Origin of the sequence: Halocynthiibacter sp. C4, from assembly GCF_028823805.1 — a bacterium.
In the GTDB taxonomy this organism is placed as follows: Bacteria; Pseudomonadota; Alphaproteobacteria; order Rhodobacterales; family Rhodobacteraceae; genus Falsihalocynthiibacter; species Falsihalocynthiibacter halioticoli.
The window spans coordinates 56,966-80,043 of sequence record NZ_JAPEIE010000002.1 but is presented as its reverse complement, the minus strand read 5'-3'; the positions used below and the strand labels follow the sequence as shown (position 1 = coordinate 80,043).

24 protein-coding genes are annotated in these 23,078 nt (G+C 56.0%); 13 read left to right on the top strand and 11 right to left on the bottom strand.

The window, feature by feature from the left end:
• Window positions 1-118: 118 nt before the first annotated feature.
• Window positions 119-526 carry a DUF2852 domain-containing protein gene (locus tag OU789_RS07515; RefSeq protein ID WP_263953021.1) on the bottom strand — a complete coding sequence of 136 codons (408 nt, stop codon included), beginning with the start codon at window positions 524-526 and terminating at the stop codon, window positions 119-121.
• A gap of 111 nt (window positions 527-637) precedes the next feature.
• Window positions 638-1,108, bottom strand: coding sequence for a YbaK/EbsC family protein (locus OU789_RS07510; RefSeq protein WP_274654686.1), 471 nt, complete (start codon window positions 1,106-1,108; stop codon window positions 638-640).
• A 102-nt stretch (window positions 1,109-1,210) separates the two neighbouring features.
• On the opposite strand from OU789_RS07510, the gene OU789_RS07505 reads away from it, so the two are divergent.
• Window positions 1,211-3,985 carry a [protein-PII] uridylyltransferase family protein gene (locus OU789_RS07505; RefSeq protein ID WP_274654684.1) on the top strand — a complete coding sequence of 925 codons (2,775 nt, stop codon included), beginning with the start codon at window positions 1,211-1,213 and terminating at the stop codon, window positions 3,983-3,985.
• A gap of 5 nt (window positions 3,986-3,990) precedes the next feature.
• Window positions 3,991-4,275 (top strand): hypothetical protein, encoded by a 285-nt coding sequence (locus OU789_RS07500; RefSeq protein ID WP_274654682.1) that lies wholly within the window; start codon window positions 3,991-3,993, stop codon window positions 4,273-4,275.
• 64 nt (window positions 4,276-4,339) lie between these two features.
• Here the strand turns inward: OU789_RS07500 and eda are convergent, their stop codons facing one another.
• Window positions 4,340-4,975, bottom strand: coding sequence for a bifunctional 4-hydroxy-2-oxoglutarate aldolase/2-dehydro-3-deoxy-phosphogluconate aldolase (gene eda / locus OU789_RS07495; protein ID WP_274654680.1), 636 nt, complete (start codon window positions 4,973-4,975; stop codon window positions 4,340-4,342).
• A gap of 78 nt (window positions 4,976-5,053) precedes the next feature.
• Window positions 5,054-6,859: a phosphogluconate dehydratase gene (gene edd, locus OU789_RS07490; RefSeq protein ID WP_274654678.1), complete on the bottom strand. Its 1,806-nt coding sequence runs from the start codon at window positions 6,857-6,859 to the stop codon at window positions 5,054-5,056.
• Window positions 6,860-7,086: 227 nt separating this feature from the next.
• Between edd and OU789_RS07485 the strand changes: the two genes are divergently transcribed.
• The 4 genes from OU789_RS07485 to OU789_RS07470 all read left to right on the top strand — a co-directional run bounded on the left by OU789_RS07485 (window position 7,087) and on the right by OU789_RS07470 (window position 9,869).
• Window positions 7,087-7,257, top strand: coding sequence for an RSP_7527 family protein (locus tag OU789_RS07485; RefSeq protein ID WP_274654676.1), 171 nt, complete (start codon window positions 7,087-7,089; stop codon window positions 7,255-7,257).
• Between the two features lie 211 nt (window positions 7,258-7,468).
• The gene (locus OU789_RS07480; protein WP_274654674.1) at window positions 7,469-8,059 is read left to right on the top strand and encodes a DUF6778 family protein; all 591 of its coding nucleotides are present in this window, start codon (window positions 7,469-7,471) and stop codon (window positions 8,057-8,059) included.
• A gap of 55 nt (window positions 8,060-8,114) precedes the next feature.
• The gene (locus OU789_RS07475) at window positions 8,115-9,314 is read left to right on the top strand and encodes an RSP_2647 family RNA methyltransferase (protein ID WP_274654672.1); all 1,200 of its coding nucleotides are present in this window, start codon (window positions 8,115-8,117) and stop codon (window positions 9,312-9,314) included.
• Window positions 9,315-9,326: 12 nt separating this feature from the next.
• Complete coding sequence (locus OU789_RS07470; RefSeq protein ID WP_274654670.1) at window positions 9,327-9,869, top strand: RSP_2648 family PIN domain-containing protein; 543 nt, start codon at window positions 9,327-9,329, stop codon at window positions 9,867-9,869.
• A gap of 10 nt (window positions 9,870-9,879) precedes the next feature.
• Here the strand turns inward: OU789_RS07470 and OU789_RS07465 are convergent, their stop codons facing one another.
• From OU789_RS07465 to OU789_RS07445, 5 genes are read right to left on the bottom strand one after another with little or no spacing between them, the layout of a single operon-like run.
• Window positions 9,880-11,061, bottom strand: coding sequence for a vWA domain-containing protein (locus OU789_RS07465; RefSeq protein WP_274654668.1), 1,182 nt, complete (start codon window positions 11,059-11,061; stop codon window positions 9,880-9,882).
• A gap of 2 nt (window positions 11,062-11,063) precedes the next feature.
• Window positions 11,064-11,228, bottom strand: coding sequence for an apolipoprotein acyltransferase (locus OU789_RS07460; RefSeq protein WP_274654666.1), 165 nt, complete (start codon window positions 11,226-11,228; stop codon window positions 11,064-11,066).
• A 42-nt stretch (window positions 11,229-11,270) separates the two neighbouring features.
• Complete coding sequence (locus tag OU789_RS07455; protein WP_274654664.1) at window positions 11,271-12,638, bottom strand: DUF2927 domain-containing protein; 1,368 nt, start codon at window positions 12,636-12,638, stop codon at window positions 11,271-11,273.
• A 1-nt stretch (window position 12,639) separates the two neighbouring features.
• Window positions 12,640-13,083, bottom strand: a complete 444-nt coding sequence (locus OU789_RS07450) for a GNAT family N-acetyltransferase (RefSeq protein WP_274654662.1) — start codon at window positions 13,081-13,083, stop codon at window positions 12,640-12,642.
• Window positions 13,084-13,112: 29 nt separating this feature from the next.
• Window positions 13,113-13,952, bottom strand: a complete 840-nt coding sequence (locus OU789_RS07445) for an AAA family ATPase (RefSeq protein WP_274654660.1) — start codon at window positions 13,950-13,952, stop codon at window positions 13,113-13,115.
• A 183-nt stretch (window positions 13,953-14,135) separates the two neighbouring features.
• Here OU789_RS07445 and dksA point away from each other — a divergent pair, with 183 nt between their 5' ends.
• Both dksA and OU789_RS07435 read left to right on the top strand, forming a co-directional pair.
• Window positions 14,136-14,558, top strand: a complete 423-nt coding sequence (gene dksA, locus OU789_RS07440) for an RNA polymerase-binding protein DksA (RefSeq protein WP_263953296.1) — start codon at window positions 14,136-14,138, stop codon at window positions 14,556-14,558.
• An 84-nt stretch (window positions 14,559-14,642) separates the two neighbouring features.
• The gene (locus OU789_RS07435; protein WP_446719178.1) at window positions 14,643-15,818 is read left to right on the top strand and encodes an FAD-dependent monooxygenase; all 1,176 of its coding nucleotides are present in this window, start codon (window positions 14,643-14,645) and stop codon (window positions 15,816-15,818) included.
• A gap of 21 nt (window positions 15,819-15,839) precedes the next feature.
• Here the strand turns inward: OU789_RS07435 and xth are convergent, their stop codons facing one another.
• Both xth and OU789_RS07425 read right to left on the bottom strand, forming a co-directional pair.
• Window positions 15,840-16,646, bottom strand: coding sequence for an exodeoxyribonuclease III (gene xth, locus OU789_RS07430; protein ID WP_263953037.1), 807 nt, complete (start codon window positions 16,644-16,646; stop codon window positions 15,840-15,842).
• 32 nt (window positions 16,647-16,678) lie between these two features.
• Window positions 16,679-17,002, bottom strand: a complete 324-nt coding sequence (locus OU789_RS07425; RefSeq protein WP_263953038.1) for a HesB/IscA family protein — start codon at window positions 17,000-17,002, stop codon at window positions 16,679-16,681.
• Between the two features lie 70 nt (window positions 17,003-17,072).
• Between OU789_RS07425 and OU789_RS07420 the strand changes: the two genes are divergently transcribed.
• The 5 genes from OU789_RS07420 (at window position 17,073) to scpB (ending at window position 23,046) form a co-directional block, all read left to right on the top strand.
• Window positions 17,073-18,272 (top strand): deoxyguanosinetriphosphate triphosphohydrolase, encoded by a 1,200-nt coding sequence (locus tag OU789_RS07420; RefSeq protein ID WP_274654655.1) that lies wholly within the window; start codon window positions 17,073-17,075, stop codon window positions 18,270-18,272.
• A gap of 71 nt (window positions 18,273-18,343) precedes the next feature.
• Window positions 18,344-20,086, top strand: a complete 1,743-nt coding sequence (argS, locus tag OU789_RS07415; protein WP_274654653.1) for an arginine--tRNA ligase — start codon at window positions 18,344-18,346, stop codon at window positions 20,084-20,086.
• A 126-nt stretch (window positions 20,087-20,212) separates the two neighbouring features.
• The gene (locus tag OU789_RS07410) at window positions 20,213-21,505 is read left to right on the top strand and encodes an SPOR domain-containing protein (protein WP_274654651.1); all 1,293 of its coding nucleotides are present in this window, start codon (window positions 20,213-20,215) and stop codon (window positions 21,503-21,505) included.
• A 34-nt stretch (window positions 21,506-21,539) separates the two neighbouring features.
• Complete coding sequence (locus tag OU789_RS07405; protein ID WP_274654649.1) at window positions 21,540-22,343, top strand: segregation and condensation protein A; 804 nt, start codon at window positions 21,540-21,542, stop codon at window positions 22,341-22,343.
• Window positions 22,344-22,440: 97 nt separating this feature from the next.
• Window positions 22,441-23,046 (top strand): SMC-Scp complex subunit ScpB, encoded by a 606-nt coding sequence (gene scpB / locus OU789_RS07400; RefSeq protein WP_274656019.1) that lies wholly within the window; start codon window positions 22,441-22,443, stop codon window positions 23,044-23,046.
• Window positions 23,047-23,078: the final 32 nt, after the last annotated feature.

Sequence of the window (23,078 nt, the reverse complement as noted above, 5' to 3'; positions counted from 1 at the left end):
TGGAAGTTGAGCCTAAGTGGCGTATATCGGCCCCGCAGCGCGTTGGAAAGGCGGCGGGGCCGATGTGACACAGAGGGAGCGCTAAGGAACGGGGAGCGCTACACCCTAAGAAGCGGGATTAGGCTTCGATTGTGTCGTCCTGCTCTGATTTCTTGGCGTCGCGTGCTTTCTTCTCGCGCTCGTCCATAAAATCGTCGAACTCTGCTTTGTCCTTTGCTTCGCGAAGGCGCGTAAGGAACGCTTCAAAGTTTTGCTGCTCTTCTTCTAGGCGCGACAGCGTATCGGCCTTATAGGCGTCAAACGCGGTGTTGCCGGAGGAGCGGAAACTATAGCGGCGAGAGCGGCGGCCACAGCCACCATTGGATTTTGCGAACATGCGTTTACTCCAGATCATATATGCAAGAAGGGCGAGGCCAACAGGCCAGAAGAAGATAAAGCCGAGGATCATTGCAGCGATCCATGCGCCTTTCCCTTTTTCATCCAGCCAGGTTTCTGCCTGGGTGGGCCAAGTGCCGACGGTGCTCATGCGTGTCTCTCCTCTGTTTTGTTCAATGTGAAGCGTTTTCACATTAACAGAAATGGTCACGTAGCCGTGAAATGCAAGAGAAAATGTGAATGTTTTTTACATTAACTTTATTTATACAATAAATTCAGATACTTCTGCGCCGGAAATTTTTGCGAGTGTTTCGGGGTTTGCCGCGAAAACGTGGTGTGGAGTACCCGCAGCAGCCCAAATTTCGTCGAACTGAAGCAGGGTTTTGTCGAAAAATGTGCGTGGTGGCGTGAGGTGTCCGATTGGGCTTACGCCGCCGATGGCAAACCCTGTTTGGGCGCGGATGAGTTTGGCGTCGGCCTTGCCCAAATCTGCGCCAACGAGAGCGCTGGCTTTTTCCGGACATACCTGTTGGCCGCCCGCCGTGATAAACAAAACAGCCTCGCCGGTTTCGGCATTGGCGAAGATAATGGATTTCGCGATCTGGTCCACATCAACGCCAACGGCATCTGCGGCGGCCTGTGCGGTTTTTGTGCCCTCGCTTAGCTCCTTAACGTTTTGGGGAAGGTTTGCGGCCTCTAGGGCGGCTTTCACGCGTTTCAGGCTTTTGCTCATGGGATGTCCGTAGATGTGTTTTCTTTGCGCGGAGGGTTTCAAAAATTGCATGTGGCTGCAAGCCGTATTGACGCCCCTCTGAATGGGCATCACGATTGCGCTATGACTTTTGCCAGCCGAATGACCCGTTCCCCGATTCCGTATGACCTCGAACGCAGCAAGGATGCGCTTGCCTGTGTGCCGGAGCTTGCACCGGAGTTTGCTGATTTGGTCGCAGGGGCAGGCGGGTGCTCGCCTTATTTGCTTCACCTCATGACACGGGAGGGGGATTGGCTCGCGGAGGCCTTGGCGGGTTCGCCCGAGGACGCCTTGGCGAAAGTGTTTGAGGATGTGCGTGCAACCGCGCCGGATGAGCTTGGCGTTGCATTGCGCGTGGCCAAACGGCGGGTTGCTCTCTTGGCGGGTTTGGCCGATCTGGCAGGGGTATGGCAGCTTGAGGACGTGACGGGTGCGCTTACTGATCTGGCTGATCTAGCAGTGGATCGCGCGATCAAGGCCGAAGTAACCCGAGAGGCCAAACGCGGCAAACTTCCCGGCTATGCGCGCGATACCGAAGAGGCGACAGGTGGTCTTGTGGCGTTGGCGATGGGCAAGATGGGTGCGGGGGAGTTGAACTATTCCTCTGACATTGACCTCATCTGCTTGTTTGACGAGAGCCAATATGACCCCGATCTCTATTTCGATGCCCGCACGAGTTTGATCCGCGCGACAAAACGCATGTCAGCGCTGCTGAATGACAATACGGCGGAGGGCTATGTTTTCCGCACAGATTTGCGGCTTCGGCCTGATCCGAGTTCAACGCCTGTTTGTATGGCGATGGATCCTGCGGAGCGATACTACGAGAGTTTGGGGCGCACTTGGGAGCGGGCCGCGCATATCAAAGCACGAGCGGCCGCAGGCGATATCGAGGCGGGTGAAGCATATCTTAAACGGCTATCGCCCTTTGTCTGGCGCAAGCATCTGGATTTTGCCGCGATTCAAGATGCCCATGACATTCGTTTGAAAATCCGTGCGCACAATGGGTTTACGGGCGAAATCAGCCTACCAGAGCATAATATGAAGCTGGGGCGTGGTGGTATCCGCGAGATAGAGTTTTTTACCCAGACACGACAGCTGATCGCGGGCGGCCGCGATAAATCGCTTCGGGTGCGCAGTACGGTCGACGGCTTGGCAGCGCTTGCAGAGAAAGGATGGGTCGAGCCGGAAACAGCTGAGGTTTTGACCGACCATTACAAGGCGCACCGTGAAGTGGAACATCGCCTTCAGATGATTGCGGACGCCCAGACCCATTGCCTTCCAAAAACCGAGGAGGATTTCGAACGTCTTGCCAATTTCATGGGCGAGGGCGATGTCACAAAGCTCAAGGCCGATATCAAAGCGCGACTTGAAGAGGTTCATCATCTTACCGAGGGGTTCTTTGCGCCGGGACTTTCGGTGCCTGAGCCCGAGCTTCCCGAGGAAACGCGCAAGATCGTCGAGGGGTGGTATGCTTATCCCGCGTTACGTTCTGCGCGTGCAAATGAGATTTTCAAGCGTCTCAAACCTGACCTGCTGGCTCGCATACAGAAATCCGCCCGCGCGGATGAGGCGCTGCGCCAGTTTGACGGGTTTCTAAAAGGATTGCCCGCTGGCGTTCAACTGTTCTCCCTGTTTGAGGCCAATCCGCAACTTATTGATCTTATTCTTGATATCGTTGGCACATCCTCTGATTTGGCGAGCTATCTGTCGCGGAATTCAAGTGTATTCGACGCGGTGATTGGCGGGTCTTTCTTTAGCGATTGGCCAGGAAAAGAAGCACTCACCAAGGCGTTGACCGCGCAGCTTGCTCCGCTTGCAGATTATGAAAGCCGCCTTGATGAAACACGGCGGTGGGCCAAGGAATGGCATTTCCGTATCGGCGTTCATCATCTTCGTGGCTTGATTGATGCCGATCAAGCGGGCGCGCAATATGCGGATTTGGCCGATGCGGTGCTGGCCGCACTCTGGCCCGTTGTGTGCGAGAACTTTGCGGAGAAACACGGGCCGCTCCCGGGACGTGGCGCGATCGTTTTGGGTATGGGTAGCCTTGGGGCCAAGCGGCTACATTATCGCTCTGACCTTGATCTGATCGTTATCTATGATGCCGACGGCACCGAAGAAAGCACTGGTCGCCGCCCCCTAATGGCAAGGGCGTATTATGCGCGCTTGACACAGGCATTTGTGACCGCTCTTACGGTTCCGATGGCCGAAGGTCGGCTTTATGAGGTTGATATGCGGCTGCGCCCATCAGGGAAGGCGGGGCCCGTCGCCACAAGCTGGGCCGCCTATCAGAGCTATCAGGAGACTGAGGCGTGGGTGTGGGAATACCTTGCGCTCACCCGCGCCAGACCAGTTGCTGGAAGTGCGGAGTTGGCTGCGGATTTTGACGCTTTCCGCAAACGTGTTCTGGTCGAGAAGGGCGATAAGGCGCGTGTGATCAAAGAAACAGGTGAAATGCGCGCGCGGATCAAAGCTGCGACACCTGCGAACTCCCCCTACGAGGCGAAACTCGGACAGGGGCGGCTTCAGGATGTGGAGCTTACCGCGCAGGCAATCGCGCTTATGGCGGGATTTGATGGGCGCGGCGTGAATGCGCAGATTGCTTCGGGCGATTTGCCAGCGTCTGACACCGGTGCATTGGTGAACTCAGGCGACCTGATGTGGCGGCTTCAGGCAGCGTCTCGCCTTTTGATGGAGCAGCCCGTGGGCGCCGATGAGATCGAACAAGGGGGGCGCGAGTTCCTACTGCGCGAAACTGGTTGCAGCAGCGTTGCGGACATGGAAGAAACCGTCGCAAAGGTTGCCGATCAGGCCCGCGTGGTTATTGATCGGCTGTTTCCCGTTCCGGAGCAAGATTGACGTTTATGATTGATAAAACTCATAAAAACACGACCGCCGACCCCAAGGGGCTAATACGTGAGAGTTTTCGGATTGAAGGAATTAGTTCGGCAGAATGCAGGTCGATCTTTATCGATTGGTCGTTGAGCTTGCCAAACGAAGTTGATCCGAAGGCGGCGATTGCCGAATTGTTGGAACAGCACAAAAGCGCGCCGGAAGATCATCCGATGCTGGAAATCCTGCGCGATGGGTTGTTGACGCCAGAGATCAAAGGGCGGCGGGGCGGCCGCAAGACGCGCGTTAAATCCTAGATGTGAAAAAGGGCGCCGAGGCGCCCTTGGAATAGAATAGCTTTGAGGTGCGGAAAACTCAGGCCTAAAGGGCTGCTGCTTCGCGAGCGAGTTTTTCGATCCCTGCCCAATCCCCAGATTGAACGAGGGTCTTCGGCGCAACCCAGCTGCCGCCGACGCAGAGCGTGTTGCTCAGGCCGAGGTAATCCGGTGCGTTGGCAAGGGAGACGCCACCAGTTGGGCAGAACTTGACCTGTGGAAGTGGCGCACCGATTGCACCGAGCGCCTTGGCGCCGCCGTTCGCTTCTGCGGGGAAGAATTTTTGCGTTGTATATCCACGCTCCAACAGGCGCATGGCCTCGGTAGACGTCGCAACACCAGGAAGCAGCGGCAGGCCAGCTTCTTCGCAAGCGTCGAGCAACGTGTCCGTCGCGCCCGGGGACACGCCGAATTTCGCGCCTGCATCAACCGCAGCTTTAACATCGTCTGGGGTGAGTAGTGTGCCAGCACCAACAACGCCGCCTTCGACTTTTGCCATCTCGCGGATCACATCAAGGGCTGCATCTGTGCGCAGTGTAACCTCGAGTGCGGGTAGGCCGCCCTTGACTAGCGCTTCGGCCAGAGGTTGGGCATGTGCGGCATCGTCAACAACGAGTACGGGAACAACGGGGGCCAAACGGCAGATTTCTGCGGCACGGAGGCTGGCTTCTTGCGGGGTCACTCTTGGATCTCCTGAATGAATTGGGGCGCGGAAAGCGCATCTGTGTTGGGCCGTGGTGGCCTTATAGTGCGCGCTTGCCTAAACGACAACTGCTGCCCCGTCGGTTGATGCGCCAACGGTGTCTCGGAACACGGAAAAGAGTTCACGTCCAATGCCGTGGCTGTTGTCTGAAAGGTCCGGCGTGGCGGGTTGGCGCGCTTCGAAATCATCTTCGAGCACGTTGATTTCGCCAGTGATTGCGTTGACTTCAACCATGTCGCCATCGCGGATTTTAGCAAGCGGTCCTCCGACAGCGGCCTCCGGAGACACATGGATTGCGGCAGGCACTTTGCCCGATGCACCGGACATGCGTCCGTCCGTCAGGAGCGCGACCTTCAAGCCACGATCAAGCAGCACAGACAGGCACGGCGTCAGGCCATGAAGCTCTGGCATGCCGTTGGATTTTGGACCCTGAAAGCGGACAACGACAACTGTATCCTCGGTAAATTCGCCGGCTTTGAATGCGTCTTTAACTGCATCTTGCGTGGTGAAAACGCGGGCGGGGGCCGTAATGTTTTGATGCTCTGTTTTTACGGCGGAGACTTTCATCATGCCGGTTCCCGCGTTGCCGGACAGGCGCTTGAGGCCGCCGGATTCGCTGAACGGGTTAGATGCAGGTCGCAGGATCTTTTCGTTTTCCGAGCGGCCAAGCCCCTCAACCCATGTCAATTTGCCGTCAACCAGCTTCGGGTCTTGCGCATAACGGCTAAGGCCGTCACCCGCGACAGTTTTCACATCATCGTGCAGGATATTTTTGCCAAGCAGTTCACCGATGACAAATCCGAGACCACCGGCTGCGTGAAAATGGTTCACGTCGGCAAGGCCGTTGGGGTAAACTTTGGTCATGAGCGGTACGACTTTCGAGAGGTCTTCGAAATCTTGCAGGTCAAGGATGATGCCCGCAGCGCGCGCCATCGCAGGAAGGTGCAGCACAAGGTTGGTTGAGCCACCCGTTGCCATCAAGCCGATGATTCCATTCACAAATGCGCGCTCGTCCAGAACGTCGCAAACCGGTGTAAACTCATTGCCAAGTGCAGTGATCGCCAGCGCGCGCTGTGCGGCGGTGCGGGTCAGAGCCTCGCGCAAATCACCCTCTGGCGGCACAAAGCTTGCACCGGGAAGGTGCAGTCCCATGAATTCCATCAGCATCTGGTTGGAGTTGGCGGTACCGTAAAAGGTACAGGTTCCGGCACCATGATAGCTCGCCATCTCCGCCGCCATCAGCGCATCACGCCCAACTTCACCAGTTGCGAATTGCTTGCGAACCAGCGCTTTCTCATCGTTTGGCAAGCCGCTCGACATTGGGCCCGCTGGAATAAACACCGATGGAAGGTATCCGAACGTTGCCGCTGACATCACAAGACCGGGCACAATTTTGTCACAGACGCCAAGGAAAACTGCGGAATCAAACGTGTTGTGGCTTAGAGCGATCCCTGCGGCCAGCGCAATTGTGTCACGCGAGAAGAGCGAGAGCTCCATGCCGACTTGGCCTTGGGTGACGCCGTCGCACATGGCGGGTACACCGCCTGCAACCTGCGCCGTTGCTCCGATTTCGCGGGCCGCAGACTTGATGATTTGCGGATATGTTTCGAAGGGTTGATGGGCCGACAGCATGTCATTGTAAGCCGTCACAATCCCGAGGTTCGCGGCACGTTCCGCGACCAGAGCGTCTTTATCACCCCCCATCGCCGCATAGGCGTGAGCTTGGTTGCCGCAGGACAAATGCGCACGGCGCGGGCCTTCTTCGATGGCTTGCTTCATACGGGCAAGATACTGCGTTCGGGTCGGACGAGACCGCTCGATAATGCGCTCGGTTACGGCGGCTACAGTTGGATTCAGAGACATGTGACTTACCTTTGGGCCAGAGAGTCGTGTTGCTTCACCGGGCACATAGCATATCCTGTTAGCGCTAACAATACCCTGCCAGACACTTCTTTTCAACGATAGCACAATTCCGGCCTCGATTGAGCCATTCGCTCAGCGCAATACGGAAATGTGAAACTGTCAGTAGTAAGGACAGTCTTGTTGACCTAAATTAAGGTTAACGAAATTGAAGGTGATCGGAGACAAAAATGCCCGAAGTGACCACAGATATAGACATCGACGCAATCGACATGCACGAAATCGAAAAGCGTGCGCACCGCATGCGTGCGGAAATGGCCCGCGACCTCACAGTTGCATTGGGCCGCGCAATCGCGAAGCCATTTACGCTTCTAGGGCGGAAAAAGCCTGTTGCGGCATAAGTCAGCGTCAAAGCTCGGCGAGACCTAACAACTAATTGAAGAGGGGCGCGATTTCGTGCCTCTTTTTTTGTTTTCTTAACTGATTTGCAACGATACTCTTTCAGAAGACGAATGTTTTTAATGAGTTCGCTTCTGGTGATTTCAAAAATCGACCTGTATGAGCATTGGCTATGTGGTTGGTTCGAACCAGTTTGCGTTTTGGAGGATTTATATGTCTGTACTCAAGGCGACTATGGCCGTTGCTTTTGCTTTTGTTTTGGCCGCGTGTTCCGGCGGAGGCAAAACCAAATATGAGTTTCCGGACGGAAAAATTCCGCAAAACACCTATACAATTTCCAGCATAAACATCAGCGTGCCGGAAACACTCGTGGTTTCAGAGGCCAATCAGTACTACCCGAATGCGGATATCGTTTGGCGCGGTGATCCCCCTGGTGATCGCCACAAGCAAGTGAAAGCCATCTTTGAAGAGGGCATGGGCCGCGGTGCCAAGGCGCTCAGCGGCAGCAAATCTGTGAACGTAAATGTTCAGGTTACGCGTTTTCATTCGCTAACGGAGCGCGCGCGCTATGCTTACGGTGGCACCCATTCAATTCGCTTTATTCTATCGGTAACCGATGCCGCGACTGGGCAGCCAATTGCGCCCGCGCGCGAAGTTCATGCCGATCTGGAAGCATTTGGCGGGGATGACGCTGTTAGAGCCGATTTCAACGGACAAACCCAGAAGGTGCGCGTTACCAACCACTTGGCGCTCGTTATTCAGCGAGAACTCGCGGTTATTTACCTTGAGGAGAGCGGCGCATAGCGGTCTGGCGCGGAATGCCTCTTTCGCAGCGGTGTTTAACATCCTATGAGGGGGCATGACACATTCAGCCTATCCAACTGTCCGACTGAAACCCAAAGCAGAAGCGCGTGCCATCCGGCATGGATTTCCTTGGGTCTATGCAAATGAACTCGTAACGGACCGACGTACAAAAGCGCTCGAACCGGGAAGCATTGCGATTCTTGAAGACAGCGATCGCAAAGCCATGGGCGTTGTGACGGTGAACACAGGTAGCAAGATCATTGCGCGTATGTTGGACCGCAACCCGACCGCGACAATCGATCAGAACTGGTTCGAGACACGCTTTGAACGCGCTTTGGCCCATAGGACTGCGCTGTTTGACGAACCATTCTATCGCCTCGTGCATGCCGAAGCTGATGGCCTGCCGGGTGTGATTGTTGATCGCTTCGGTGATGTTGCCGTTATCCAGCCGAATGCCGCTTATGCAGACGGCATGTTCGACGTTCTTGCCGCAGCGCTCGAGCAGGTGAGCGGCGTCTCGACCATCGTGAAAAACGGGTCTGGCCGTGCGCGATCGCTTGAAGGGTTGGACGAAGAGTTGACGGTCGTGAAGGGGAGCATCGACGCTCCTGTTCCGGTTCCAATGAACGGCGCAACCTATATGGCAGATATTCTCGGCGGACAAAAAACAGGCCTGTTCTTTGACCAACGGCCAAACCACGCTTTTGTGCAACGGCTTTGCAAAGACGCAAAAACGCTCGATGTCTTTAGCCATGTTGGCGGATTTTCTCTTGCCGCGCTCGCTGGAGGCGCTAAATCCGCACTTGCTGTGGACAGTTCCGCAGCCGCACTCGCGCTCGCGGAGCAGGGTGCAGAGGCCAGCGGCGTTGCTGATCGGTTTGCGACCCGTAAGGGCGACGCCTTCGCAATGCTCGAAGAACTGGCCAAAGAGGGCGAGATATTCGACGTAGTTGTATGCGATCCACCTGCGTTTGCACCAAGCAAAAAGGCGCTGGAGGCGGGGCTACGCGCCTATGAACGCGTTGCGCGATTGGCAGCACCTTTGGTGAAACCCGGTGGCTACCTAACGCTTTGCTCCTGTTCCCATGCTGCTGATCTTACAAAATTCCGAAACGCGAGCGCGCGGGGTATCGGACGTGCGGGGCGGAGAATGCAACTTGTCCGCACCGGATTCGCAGGCCCTGATCACCCGCTGCTCCCGCACCTTGCCGAAAGCGGTTACCTCAAATCGCTGACGTTCCGCCTTGATATCTAAGGGTTTTTGACAGTGAAAATCCTTCTTGATGCCTGCGTTCTGTATCCAACTGTCATGCGAGAGGCGTTGATTGGTGCCGCAAAAGCTGGGCTCTACACACCGCTTTGGTCTGAACGGATATTGGAAGAATGGGCACGCGCAACGATCAAACTGGGGGCAGGTGCGGAAACAATTGCCCGTGGTGAAATTGCTGTCCTGAAATCTCAGTTTCCAAATGCAAGCGTGTCTGTCGCCAAAGGCGTAGAGGCACGGCTTTATTTACCTGATCCGAATGACATTCACGTGCTGGCGGCTGCGGTTTCCGGACATGCGGATGCGATCGTCACTCTTAACCGCAAAGATTTTCCCGCGCATATTTTGGCGGAGGAAGATGTGAAGCGATTGGACCCTGATCATTTCCTGTTCGACCTGTTTCAACGCGATCCCGGCGCGATGCAGGATCTTGCCGAGCGTATCCGGCTCGAGGCAAGTCGTTTGTCGGGTGAAGATCAAGACATGCGCAAGCTCTTTAAAAAGGCAAGGCTGCCGCGATTTGCTAAGGCAGTGTCTTTTTAAAACCAAAGGCTTAGGTCAGGATTTTCATGCCCTTTGTCAGCCCCTCAAGCGTCATGGGGACCATACGATCTTCAAAAATGTCTCGGATCATTTGCGTGGATTGCGTGTAGCGCCATTGTGCTTCTGGTACAGGATTAATCCAAAGGTGGCTTGGCCATTGCTGACACGCACGGCGCAGCCAGACCTCGCCAGTTTCCTCGTTCCAATGCTCGTTTGCACCGCCACGATAGGCAATCTCATAGGGTGACATCGCGGCATCGCCGACAAAAATGCACTTATAGTCGCTGCCAAATCGGCGGAGAACCTCCCATGTGGGCGTTTGCTGATTCCAGCGTCGGGCATTGTCTTTCCAGACGCCTTCATAAAGGCAGTTATGGAAATAGTAATGCTCGAGATGCTTGAATTCGCTGCGTGCGGCGCTGAACAGTTCTTCGACGAGCTGAATATGGGCATCCATGCTGCCGCCAACATCTAGAAATAAAACGACTTTTACCGCGTTGTGACGCTCGGGGCGGGTCTTGATATCAAGGAAGCCATTGTGCGCGGTTGCGCGGATTGTACCGCCGAGGTCAAGCTCTCCGTCCGCACCGGAACGCGCCCAATTGCGCAACCGCTTCAACGCGATTTTGATGTTACGCGTTCCAAGGGCGACCGTGTCGTCAAAGTCTTTGAATTCTCTTTTGTCCCAAACCTTTACGGCGCGTTGATGGCGGCTGTTGTCTTGTCCGATCCTCACGCCCTCGGGGTTATAGCCATGGGCGCCAAACGGCGATGTACCGCCGGTGCCGATCCATTTACTGCCGCCTTGATGGCGCTCTTTTTGCTCGGCAAGTCGCTCTTTCAGCGTTTCCATCAGTTTCTCAAACCCGCCAGCGGATTCGATTTGGGCTTTTTCTTCTTCGCTTAGATGCTTTTCGGCAAGTTTGGTAAGCCAGTCGGCGGGGATATCAACGGCGTTCAGCACATCATCGACCGAGATTTCGGCCAAACCGCTAAAGCTGGCAGAGAAGGCGCGGTCGAACCGGTCAATGTGGCGCTCGTCCTTCACCATGGCCGCGCGAGAAAAGTAATAGAATTCGTCGATGTCGTATGTGGCTATTCCTGCCTGTAACCCACGAAGAAACATCAAAAATTCCCGTAGAGTCACGGGGACATTTTCCGATCTTAGGGTTTCAAAGAAGCGCAGAAACATCCTTAGGCCATGCGGGTCACGAGGATTGTGAGGAACATGCCGACAACGGCGAAAATGAGTGCGAAAACAACCATGTACTGCGCGTAATCAAGGGGGTTCCCATCGCGACGGCGGGCGAGCAATGCGCCAACCAATGCACCGGCAAGCAAAGCGAATAGTGTGTTCATGTGGATCTCCAGTTCGGCCCAAGGCCAGGTCTTACGGCGCAATTAGATCCGCGGAGGGCGGTTTAGTTGCGCGATTTCTTTCTGGCGGCGTTTGATCACCGCGTCATCGCCAAAGCCATACCGCGCCCAACCATAGCTGTCGAGCCGTGTTGCGCGCGCTTCGGAGGCGCGGCCAATTGCGTCGAGCGCTTCGGCCTTGAGCAAGAGCAGCGTTGCGAGCAGGGCGGCATTTTCTTCGGCGCGAACAGCAGGAAGATAGGAATTCACGATGGACAGTGCGAATTCAGGATTGCCGTCGGTGAGGGCGAAGGCCGCCAGTTGCATGCCCACATGAGCCTGTTGAATTTCCGCGTTGCCGAGGTTTTTGTACATGAGTTGCGAAGAGACGAAGGCCTGAAGGGCTTCCTCGGCGTCTGAGGCGATAATCATCCGGCCGTAGGCATAAAGCGAGAAAGCGCGGCGGGAATCGGTCCAGCCGTTGTTTTGGGCAATTTGCAAAGCCTTAGACGCGCCGGCGAGCCGATTTTGGCGGGGCCGATTGGCCGACATGGCCGTTTCTATTGCTTTCTTCCAGCTGTCTGGCGTTGTTTGGGCCGTCAGCGGCGTTACGGAGCCGCCAGCAGGATTTATGCGTTTGAGTAATGCAGGGAGGCGGGCTTCCACGTCGCCACGGGTCATGCCGGAAGCGAGCTCAGGCGAGTAGTACGCGCGCAGAACCAACATATCGAAGCCTGTTAGAATTGTGTGGAAATTGTCGTCGTTGAACACCGAGTCTGACAACCGATAGAGATCGTTGAGTGGCCCGATAGCTTGGGCGAGTTCCTCGTGGAGGCAATCGCGAAATTCCTGTGGGCTTACGTCGGAGGGGATAAAGATCGCAGCTTTTGTACGGGTTTCCAGCGTGGCCCAATCGGTTATGTTGCTGCGGCGGTTGCGGCGGTACTCTTCCCAACTCGAGACGCGCGGAACAACGAAACATGCTGCGTCAGGCAGGTGTCGTTGCAGGTCTTTGCGGGGAAGGGTTTCGATGCTGACGGCGGCGGGAGCGCTGGCGTCAACTTGCCGAATATCTATTTGAGCTTCGGTTCGTAACCGTTTGAGTAGACGGGATAGTTCCTGTCGGCCAGCGGGTGGCGTTGCGCCGTTCAGGCGCACGGTGATCGGCGTGTCGAAACGTGTCATGACGGGCAGTTCGCGGCCCGTTTCAAGCGCGAACGTAAGGTCTAGGAAGTCGCGGGCTGTTTCACTGTTGGAGCGGTTAAGCTGTGTCTTAACCGGACCGCTGAACGTCTTCATCGCCGTGTAATCGGCTTCTGTTTTCTCGGTTGAATTTTGGCGGCTGGTATCGCCGGATTGCTCCGGGACGGCACACCCTGCGAGCAGGAGGAGAACGGCGATGTTTCGAAGCATCCTAGGGTCTCTGATACTTTATAAACGGTGTCAATTTCCCAACTCTATCATAAAGCTGCCGCGCGGGGAGATTATCTTCTTGTGTAAGCCAATAAACTGACGGGGCGCCCGCCTTGTCGGCTTCTGCATAGACCGCCTCAATAAGAGCGCGTCCAATTCCGTGACCGCGCACATCAGGCTCGGCCCAGAGGTCTTGGAGGTAGCACGTGTTTTCAATTTTCCAGCCGTGGCGGTGAAAAAGATAGTGCGTGAGGCCAACGGGTTTGCCATTTAGAACCGCGATCAACCCATTGAAATCATGTGGATTGTCGCTCAGAAGGCGAGAGAAGGTGCTGTCGAAAACTTCTTCGGGTAGTTCGGTCTGATAAAACGCGAGATACCCTGTCCAGAGTTTTGCCCACTCTGGCTTGTCTTCAGCGCAAATAGGGCGGATTTCGAGAGCCATAAGTATCCTTTCCGGTGAACCCGAGTGTGTTATCTCTGCCCACGCGCAAGGAATGCGAGCCGCTCAAACAAGGCGACATCCTGCTCGTTCTTGAGCAATGCGCCATGGAGTTTCGGCAGGGCATCTTTGCTGTCTTTGGCCAAATCTTCGGGGCTGAGGTCATCCGCCAGAAGCAGTTTGAGCCAATCGAGTACTTCGGAAGTCGATGGTTTTTTCTTTAAGCCCTGCGTATCTCGGATCTCGTAGAACTGGGTCAGTGCCGTGGTGAGCAGGCGGTCTTTGATATCCGGGAAATGCGTTTTGACAATCGCGCGCAGGGTCTCCATTTCGGGAAAGCGGATGTAATGGAAAAAGCAGCGCCGCAAAAACGCGTCCGGCAACTCTTTTTCATTGTTTGACGTGATAATCACCACAGGGCGATGCGTTGCACGGATGGTTTCGCCGGTTTCATAGACGTTGAATTCCATCTTATCGAGCTCTTGCAGCAGGTCGTTTGGAAACTCGATGTCGGCTTTGTCAATCTCGTCAATCAGGAGGAGGGCGCGTTTTGGGGCCTCAAAAGCCTGCCACAGTTTGCCCTTCTTGATGTAGTTGCGCACATCATTGACCCGTTCATCGCCCAACTGGCTATCGCGCAGGCGGGAAACGGCATCATATTCATAAAGACCCTGCTGCGCTTTGGTGGTGGATTTGATGTGCCATTCCAGCAGAGGCATATCCAGCGCTCGGGCAACTTGATGGGCAAGTTCGGTTTTTCCGGTGCCCGGTTCGCCCTTAACAAGCAGCGGGCGCTCCAGTGTGATGGCCGCGTTTACGCCAACGGTCAGGTCTTCTGTCGCCACATAGGCGTCTGTTCCGGTAAATTTCATTGAGATTTTCATAGCCTATGTGGTTTTCCTTCCTCACCTTTACCAATTGCCACATTTTGACTCAACTGCGGCTTTTAACCTCGTGACAATCTCTCTGGTTTGGAATAGACCACCCCCAGAATGAGGAGCCCGATGACCGACTCAGCAAGAGACAGTTCAGACGGCCTGCATGAGGGAGCAGGTATGAAAGCACAAGTTTTCTTGCCAGAAGACTATCGTCCCGCTGAGGACGAAGAGTTTATGAATGAACGCCAAGTCGAGTATTTCCGTCGCAAATTGCTAAATTGGAAAAACGAGCTGGTGGCTGGCAGCAAAGACACCATCGAAGGATTGCAAGACGGCACGCGGAATATTCCCGACGTGGCGGATCGCGCCTCCGAAGAAACTGATCGTGCGCTTGAATTGCGTACCCGTGATCGCCAGCGCAAGCTGGTTGCCAAGATCGACGCCGCGCTACGCCGTATCGACGAGGGGGAATACGGATATTGCGAAGACACGGGCGAGCCGATTTCGCTTAAACGTCTGGATGCACGGCCTATCGCGACATTGTCACTTGAGGCGCAAGAGCGCCACGAGCGCCGCGAAAAAGTCCACCGTGACGACTAGACGCGACAATTAATCGCGACACAGATCAAAACGAAGTAAACGCCGGGGCTTTCACGCTGCGGCGTTTTTTCGTAAGGGCAGTTCATTATGTTGATTGGGCAAAAAATACATATTCTAGGCGCGGGGATCGGCGGGCTTTCTGCGGCTCTCGCGTTGGCGCTGCGCGGTGCGCAGGTCACTGTGTTTGAACAGGCCGAAGTTGTTAAGGAAGTTGGCGCTGGAATTCAGGTTTCGCCCAACGGTTACGCCGTATTGAAAGCGCTTGGCGTTGCCGAAGCTGTTGAGACGCGCAGCCCGCGTGCCCGCTCTATGCGGCTCATAGATGGTGAGGCCGGCGGAACGGTGTTCCGTATGGGCCTTGAGCCACAAGACGGAGAGCGCCCATATCTATTTGTACATCGTGCTGATTTGATTGACGTTCTGGCCGAAGCCGCGCGCGCAGCAGGTGTACAGATCAAACTTCTCCATCACATTGAAAATGTATCCTTTCAAGATGGCCAGCCCGTTGTTCGCACGGCTCAAGGTGCCGAGGCCCATCCGGAAATTCTGATCGGGGCCGACGGGCTTCATTCCAAGGTTCGTGCTGCTCTCAATGGCGAAGCGAAGCCGTTTTTTACGCGGCAGGTGGCGTGGCGGGCAATTGTTCCGACGCAAGACGCGGATCCGGTGGCCAAGGTTTACATGGGCGACCGCCGCCATCTCGTGACCTATCCGTTGCGTGATCGAAACCAGCTTAACCTCGTCGCTGTCCAAGAAACCGCGAATTGGGCCGAGGAGGGGTGGTCCCACGAGGACGACCCAGACAACCTACGCGCGGCCTTCTCTGGTTTTACGCCAGATGTCCGCGCGCTGTTGGATCGGGTGCAATCAGTCTATCGGTGGGGGCTGTTCCGCCATCCAGTTGCTGCCACATGGACACGCGGGCAGGTCGCCATTCTAGGTGATGCCGCGCATCCGACGCTGCCGTTTATGGCGCAGGGCGCGAATATGGCGCTTGAGGATGCTTGGGTTTTGGCGGCGTCATTGGCCATGGGCGATACGGTCGCCCACGGGTTTGCGCACTATCAGGCGCAGCGCGTCCCGCGCGTCACCCGCGTGATCGAAGCGGCCAATAAGAACGCCCGCAATTATCACTTGCCGTCTGGGCCCGTTCGGTTTCTGGCGCATTCGGCACTGCGGCTTGGGACCGCCGTTGCCCCCCATATGGCGGCCAAACAATTTGACTGGATTTACGCACACGACGTGACCAAAACCGTCTAGACGGGTCGGTCTCCCTGCGGGTTAAGCGGCGAGCTCTACCCAAACAGGTGTGTGATCCGAAGGTTTTTCACGTCCACGCACTTCGCTGTCGATCTTGCATTCAAGCAAGAGATCGGCGCACTGCGGTGTGAGAAGGAAATGGTCGATGCGAATGCCGTCGTTTCTATTCCATGCGCCAGCTTGATAATCCCAAAAGCTATAGTTTTCAGGGGCTTGATTGCGGGCGCGGAACGCCTCGGTAAAGCCGAGGTTGAGAATCTTGCGCCATGCTTCGTGGCTTTCAGGGCGATAGAGCGCGTCCCCTTCCCAAGCCGTGGGTCGGGCGGCGTCTTCGGGTTGGGGGATGATGTTGTAATCCCCCGCCATCAATGCAGGCATTTCATCCTCCAGAAGCTGTTTCGCACGTGTGTGAAGCCGCTCCATCCATGCCAATTTATATGCATATTTGCCGCCCTCAATCGGCGCGCCTTCTTGGTCGAGTTCAACCGGATTGCCGTTGGGCAGGTAGAGCCCGCAAACGCGCACGGCCTGCTCGCCCACGACGGTTGCTTCGATCCAGCGGGCCTGTTCGTCGCTGTCATCGCCGGGAAGTCCACGGCTTACATCTTCGAGCGGCAGTTTCGAGAGGATTGCCACGCCATTAAAGCTTTTTTGGCCGTGGGTTTCGACGTTGTAGCCCATATCCTCGAATATCTCGCGAGGGAAATTTTCGTCGATGGATTTGATCTCTTGAAGCAAAACCACGTCGGGCTCTGCCTCCTTGAGCCAATCCGGAAGCGCATTGATACGGGCTTTGATGCCGTTAATGTTGAAGGTCGCGATTTTCATAGAATTGCCCGTTTCTGCTCTTTTGGGGTGCGCTACATCGAGAAGCTGGTGCCACAGCCGCAAGACGAGGTGGCGTTCGGGTTTTCGATCGTAAAGCGGGCGCCGATCAGTTCCTCGGTAAAGTCGATCACAGCATTTGCCAGAAACGGCAGGGAGACGCTGTCAACGACGACCTTTTCGCCGTTGCCTTCAAGCACAAGGTCTTCGTCGGCAGGGTCATCCAGCTCGATCTCGTATTGGAAGCCCGAACATCCGCCGCCCTCAACGGCAACGCGCAACGCTTTTCCTTGCGCGGCGGCTCCGATCTCTGCGAGGCGCTCAAAGGCGCGGGGGGTGACCTTAGGGGGTAGATTCATAACACGTTTCCATTCTGTTACCTGTCACATATAAGGTCCAAAAGGCATAGCGACAACAGGTAGGTAACAAATGCTTGCATCATTTGCTTCCGATCCGGCACGCAGTAAGGGACGACTGTATGCTGAGGAAGAGAGCGCCCATCGTTCGCCGTTCCAACGGGACCGCGACAGGATCATTCATGCGAGTGCGTTTCGGCGGCTCAAGCATAAAACACAGGTGTTTATTGAGCATGAGGGCGATTATTTCCGCACACGGCTGACCCATTCCATTGAGGTTGCCCAAGTTGCGCGGACCCTTGCGGGGACGCTTGGGCTTAATCAGGAACTGACCGAAGCCGTGGCGCTGGCGCATGACCTTGGCCATACGCCTTTTGGACACACAGGCGAGGATGCACTGGCCGCGCTCATGGCGCCCTATGGCGGGTTTAATCACAACGCACAGGCGCTTCGGATCGTCACGAACTTAGAGCGGCACTACGCAGAGTTTGATGGGCTGAACCTCACGTGGGAAAGCCTTGAAGGTATCGCAAAACACAACGGCCCCGTAACGGGCGATCCCGAAACCGGCGAATTGCCCTATGCGCTGGCGGAATATAACGCCCGCCACGACCTTGAGCTTGATACCTACGCGAGTGCGGAGGCGCAGGTTGCTGCGCTGTCTGATGATATTGCGTACAACAGCCATGACCTACACGATGGCCTACGCGCAGAGTTGTTCTCAACCGATGAACTGGCCGAGTTGCCGCTTCTGGATGATTGCTTTGCGCGCGTAGATGCAAAGTATCCGGACTTGAACTATTACCGCCGTCGTCACGAAGCTCTGCGCCGGTTCTTTGGTGTTCTGGTTGAGGATGTAATTGCCCAGAGCAACCTATTGCTGGCCGAGATTAATCCGAAATCGGTTGAGGATATTCGCGCAGCGGGTCAGCCGATGATCCAGTTCTCCGACCCTGTCTGGCGTGACCTTAAAGTGATCCGCAAGTTCCTTTTTGTGCGCATGTATCGCGCGCCTTCGGTCGTGCGGATGAGAGAGAAGGTGACGCGCATGATTGATGAGCTGTTTCCGCTCTTCATGGCGCAGCCGGATTTGTTGCCCAAGCAATGGCGCAAGGAAATCGCCGAAGCCAAGGATGAGACGACTCTCGCGCGGATCGTGGCCGATTATATTTCAGGGATGACAGACCGTTTTGCCATTCAGGAACACCAACGCCTGATTGGTGGTGTGAAGCCCGATAATATCGTGACCGGACGGGTGAAGTTGAAGGATTAAGCCGCGCGCATGTGGTTGAATGTTTCGCTAATCCTGCTAAACCGCGCGGATAAACAATAGGACGCCGTAAGATGAACCTTTTTGCCGATATTCGCGAGCTTGTAATCGATAGCCTTGATCAGCTGACAGCCGAGGGGCTTCTGCCTGCTGGTCTTGAGATGAAGAACGTCGCGGTCGAGCCGCCGCGTGATGCGGCCCACGGCGATATGGCAACCAATGCAGCAATGGTTTTGGCGAAGCCCGCCAAGATGAAGCCGCGCGACATTGCTGAGGCGCTGGCCGCCAAGCTTGCCGAGGATCATCGCATCACAGTGGCCGAAGTGGCCGGACCGGGCTTCCTTAACTTGCGGCTCGCAGATGGTGTTTGGCAGGGCGTGATTAGCACGGCTCTCACGGACGAAAGCTATGGCCGCTCGAACATGGGGCAGGGCCGCAAAGTTAACGTTGAGTATGTTTCCGCAAACCCAACTGGCCCGCTTCACGTCGGTCATACACGCGGCGCTGTCTTTGGTGATGCGCTGGCGAGCCTTCTGGATTTCGCCGGATATGACGTCACGCGCGAATATTACATCAACGATGGCGGCGCACAGGTCGATGTTTTGGCGCGCTCTGTGTACCTGCGTTATCTTGAAGCTCTTGGACAGGAAGTCGCGTTTGAAGACGGCACCTATCCGGGGGATTACCTAATTCCCGTAGGCAAGGCGCTGGCCGAGGCCTATGGCGACAAGCTCGTCGGCGTTCGTGAGGAAGAATGGCTTCCTGAAATCCGCGACTATGCCACCGATGCGATGATGCATTTGATCCGCAGCGACCTTGCGATGCTCGGTGTTGAAATGGATGTATTCTATAGCGAAAAATCGCTTTACGGCACAGGGCAGATCGAAGGCGCAATTGCTGCGCTAGAAGCGCAAGGCCTGATCTACGATGGTGTGCTCGAGCCGCCCAAAGGCAAAATGCCGGAAGATTGGGAGCCGCGTGAGCAAACCCTGTTCCGCTCCACCGCCCATGGCGATGATGTGGACCGCCCCATCAAGAAATCCGACGGAAGCTGGACCTATTTCGCCCCCGATATCGCCTATCACTACACTAAAATCGAGCGCGGTTTTGATGAGTTGATCGACATTTTGGGCGCGGATCATGGCGGCTATGTCAAACGGATGAAGGCAGCCGTTTCGGCGCTTTCCGCTGGCGAGGTACCGCTTGATATCAAGCTTACGCAGCTTGTCCGCCTGTTCAAAAATGGCGAGCCGTTCAAAATGTCAAAGCGTGCGGGTACGTTTATCATGCTGCGCGATGTGGTGGAGCAAGTTGGCCCTGATGTAACCCGCTTCGTCATGCTGACCCGCAAGAACGATGCGCCGCTTGATTTTGATTTCGACAAAGTTCTGGAGCAAAGCAAAGACAACCCTGTCTTCTATGTGAACTATGCAGTTGCACGGGTGAATTCGGTGCTGCGCAAGGCTAAGGAAGCGGGCATCGACGTTGATGACGCGACACTTGCAGCGGCGGACTTGTCTGGCATTACGCATGAGTCCGAATTAAAGGTTGCTAAATCGCTGGCCGAATGGCCGCGTTTGGTCGAAATTGCAGCGCGCACAAACGAGCCACATCGGATTGCGTTCTTCCTTTATGATCTTGCCTCGGATTTCCACGCGCTATGGAACCGCGGCAACGACGAGGTTGGCTTGCGGTTCATCCAAGAGGGCGATGTGGCCACGTCACAATCGAAAATCGCGCTCGCAAAGGCCGTTTCAGTTGTTATTTCCTCAGGTCTTGGTATTCTTGGCGTGACACCGGTCGAGGAAATGCGCTGACACCAGCCTGGGAGACACCCACGCAATAATGATCAGCCCCCACCGGCGTTGTGGCAGAGGCCGGACAGCACACTGTACCGGCAAGAAAGGCAGCAACGACTGCCTGTAATGACGGTGAGGCAGGATATGAGCGGTTTTGATCGCGACCAAGGGCGTACGCAAGACTCCATTCAAAGACACGATGGGCATCCCACATCTGAGCAGGGTCACTTCCAGCCGCGCGCAGATGCGCCGCCGGCGGGGTACCCTCATTTGGGCGCTGCTCCAACAGAGCCGCCATTGCACGCCCCACATTCACAGACACATGCGCCGCAGGCAACCGAGCCACACGCCCTCCAACACGCTGCGCACAGCCAGCCAACGCGCGTAGATCGCCCGCAAACCGAGGCGTACTACCAGCCCGAGCCTGATTACACACAACCGAACACCGGCCAGCATGGCGGGTCTGTGCCGCCATCTGATGGGCAAGGCAGCGAGGAGGGCGCAACCTTCATGCATGTGCTTGGCGCGGTAACGTCGCTAGCGCTTGTCGTTGGGCTTGGTGTGTGGGGCTATCAGCTTGCGGTACGGGATGTTTCCGGATTGCCAATTGTGCGCGCTCTTGAAGGGCCATCGCGTGTTCAGCCCGATGATCCGGGAGGGCAACTCGCCTCAAATCAGGGGCTTTCCGTGAATGCAGTTCAGGCCGAGGGTGAGGCAGAGCCAGCGGCGGAACGTCTTCAACTTGCGCCGAAAACTGTGGATGTTTTGCCAAGCGACCCCGTCGTCGCCACCGCACCTGCAATCGTCCCCGTGCCGAAACCTTCACCACTAAAGCAAGATCCTGCAACGCTCGCAGCGCCAGCTCCGGAACTTGCGGCTCCAAAGCCGATTGCCGTGGCCGCGGCACCGGATGATCTGCCGATTGTTGGCGAAGCGATTGCAGAAGAGGCCGTTCCCGAAGCGGATGACGTGCATGAAGACAGGCTACCGGCAAGTGTTCCAGGTCTTGCCAAGTCCGCGCGTCCAGCCGTTCGGCCAGCGAATTTCGCTTCAGTTGTAAGTGCACAGAAAGATCAGGCGAGCGCGGTTGAAGCGGCGCTTGCCGAGGCGGTTAACGCGCCAGAAGGTGTTGTGGTGCCGCAAGCCGGAGACCTTGTACGCGATATTGAACCTGACAAAATTCCCGTCGGCACCAACCTCGTGCAGCTTGGTGCCTTTGCCTCAATTGATATCGCGCGCGCAGAATGGGCGCGGCTGTCGTTGAAGCACGAAGGGTTTATGGCTGGAAAGGATCGCGTCATTCAATCTGCAAGCAGCGGTGGCCGAACCTTCTACCGCCTGCGCGCGCATGGCTTTGCCGATATAAGCGACGCGCGGCGTTTCTGTGTTGCGCTTAAGGCTGAAAATTCCGAATGTGTGCCACTGGTAACGCGATGATCGCAAGATAAGCAAAGAGGAGCCGCCCCCGCAGATGGACAATCTATTCGCCTCCGAAGAACAGGCCAGCACTCAATCCGTTGCCGAACGGATGGCGGCCGAGGCGCTGATTGTTGATGTACGCGGATACGAAGGGCCGCTTGACCTTCTCCTGACACTGAGTCGTACGCAGAAGGTTGATCTGCGGGTGATCTCCGTCACGGAGCTTGCAGAGCAATACCTGCGGTTCATCGATCATGCCAAGTCCCTGCGGATTGAGCTTGCGGCGGATTACCTTGTGATGGCGGCGTGGTTGGCCTTTTTGAAATCACGTCTGCTTTTGCCACCAGAACCAGGCGAAGAGGGGCCGACCGGCGAAGAATTGGCTGCGCACCTCGCGTTTCAACTTGAGCGCCTGCAGGCTATGCGTGATTGCGCTGCAAAGCTCATGGGACGAGATCAACTGGGCCGAGATTTCTTTGCCCGCGGGGTTCCGGAAACTGTGGAGCGCGTTCGTAAGGTTACATATTCGGCCACGCTGCTGGATTTGATGCAGGGGTACGCCCGTATCCGTACCAAAGATGAGTTCCGCCCCTTTGTGATGGATCGTGACGCCATCCTGACAATGGAGCAGGCGCTTGATCGAATGCGTGGGCTGATCGGCTATGCAGGGGATTGGACAGGGCTGGAAACCTACCTTCCTGAAGGCTGGGGTGAAGACCCGAAACGCCGCCGCAGTGCAACAGCCGCGACGTTTGCTGCATCGCTTGAAATGGCAAAGGCGGGGCAAATCGAAATCCGACAGGGCGAAACATTCGCTCCAATTCAAATTCGCAAGAAAGCTGACAAAGATGGCTGATCCGCACGACATGGCCACCGAAACCGCCGCAGCAGAGAGCGTTGCTGCAGAAACGTCCGCGCCGGATGAAAACCAAAGTCTTTTCGAAGCGCCACCCATGGGGGAGCAGGAACGTATGGTGGAAGCCATCCTGTTTGCCTCGACAGAGCCCGTTTCAATCAAAGAGCTTGAAGACCGGATGCCGCACGGATGCGATGCCTCCGAAGCCCTGACCTATTTGCGCAAGCGCTATGAGGGGCGCGGCGTTCGGGTCGTGCGCGTTGGCGATTGTTATGCGATGCGCACCGCGCCAGACCTTGGCTATTTGATGCAGAAAGAGACGGTTGAAACGCGTAAACTCTCGCGTGCTGCGATCGAAACTTTGGCTATCATTGCCTATCATCAGCCTGCGACCCGCGCAGAAATCGAAGAAATTCGTGGCGTTTCAGTGTCGCGCGGTACAGTTGATCAACTGCTTGAGATGGAGTGGATACGCTTTGGTCGGCGGCGGATGTCACCCGGCCGGCCCGTGACATTCGTTGTGACGCAGCAGTTCCTTGATCATTTCGGTCTAGAAAACGCGCGCGATCTGCCGGGTCTCAAAGAGCTGCGTGCCGCCGGATTGCTTGAAAACCGTCCGCCACCCGGAACCATCCCCGGACTTCCCGAGAATGACGAGGAAGAGGATGACTCCGTCAACCAAAGCGAAATGTTTGAAGATTAACCCTCGGGTTGTTACTCTGGTTCACCGTTAGG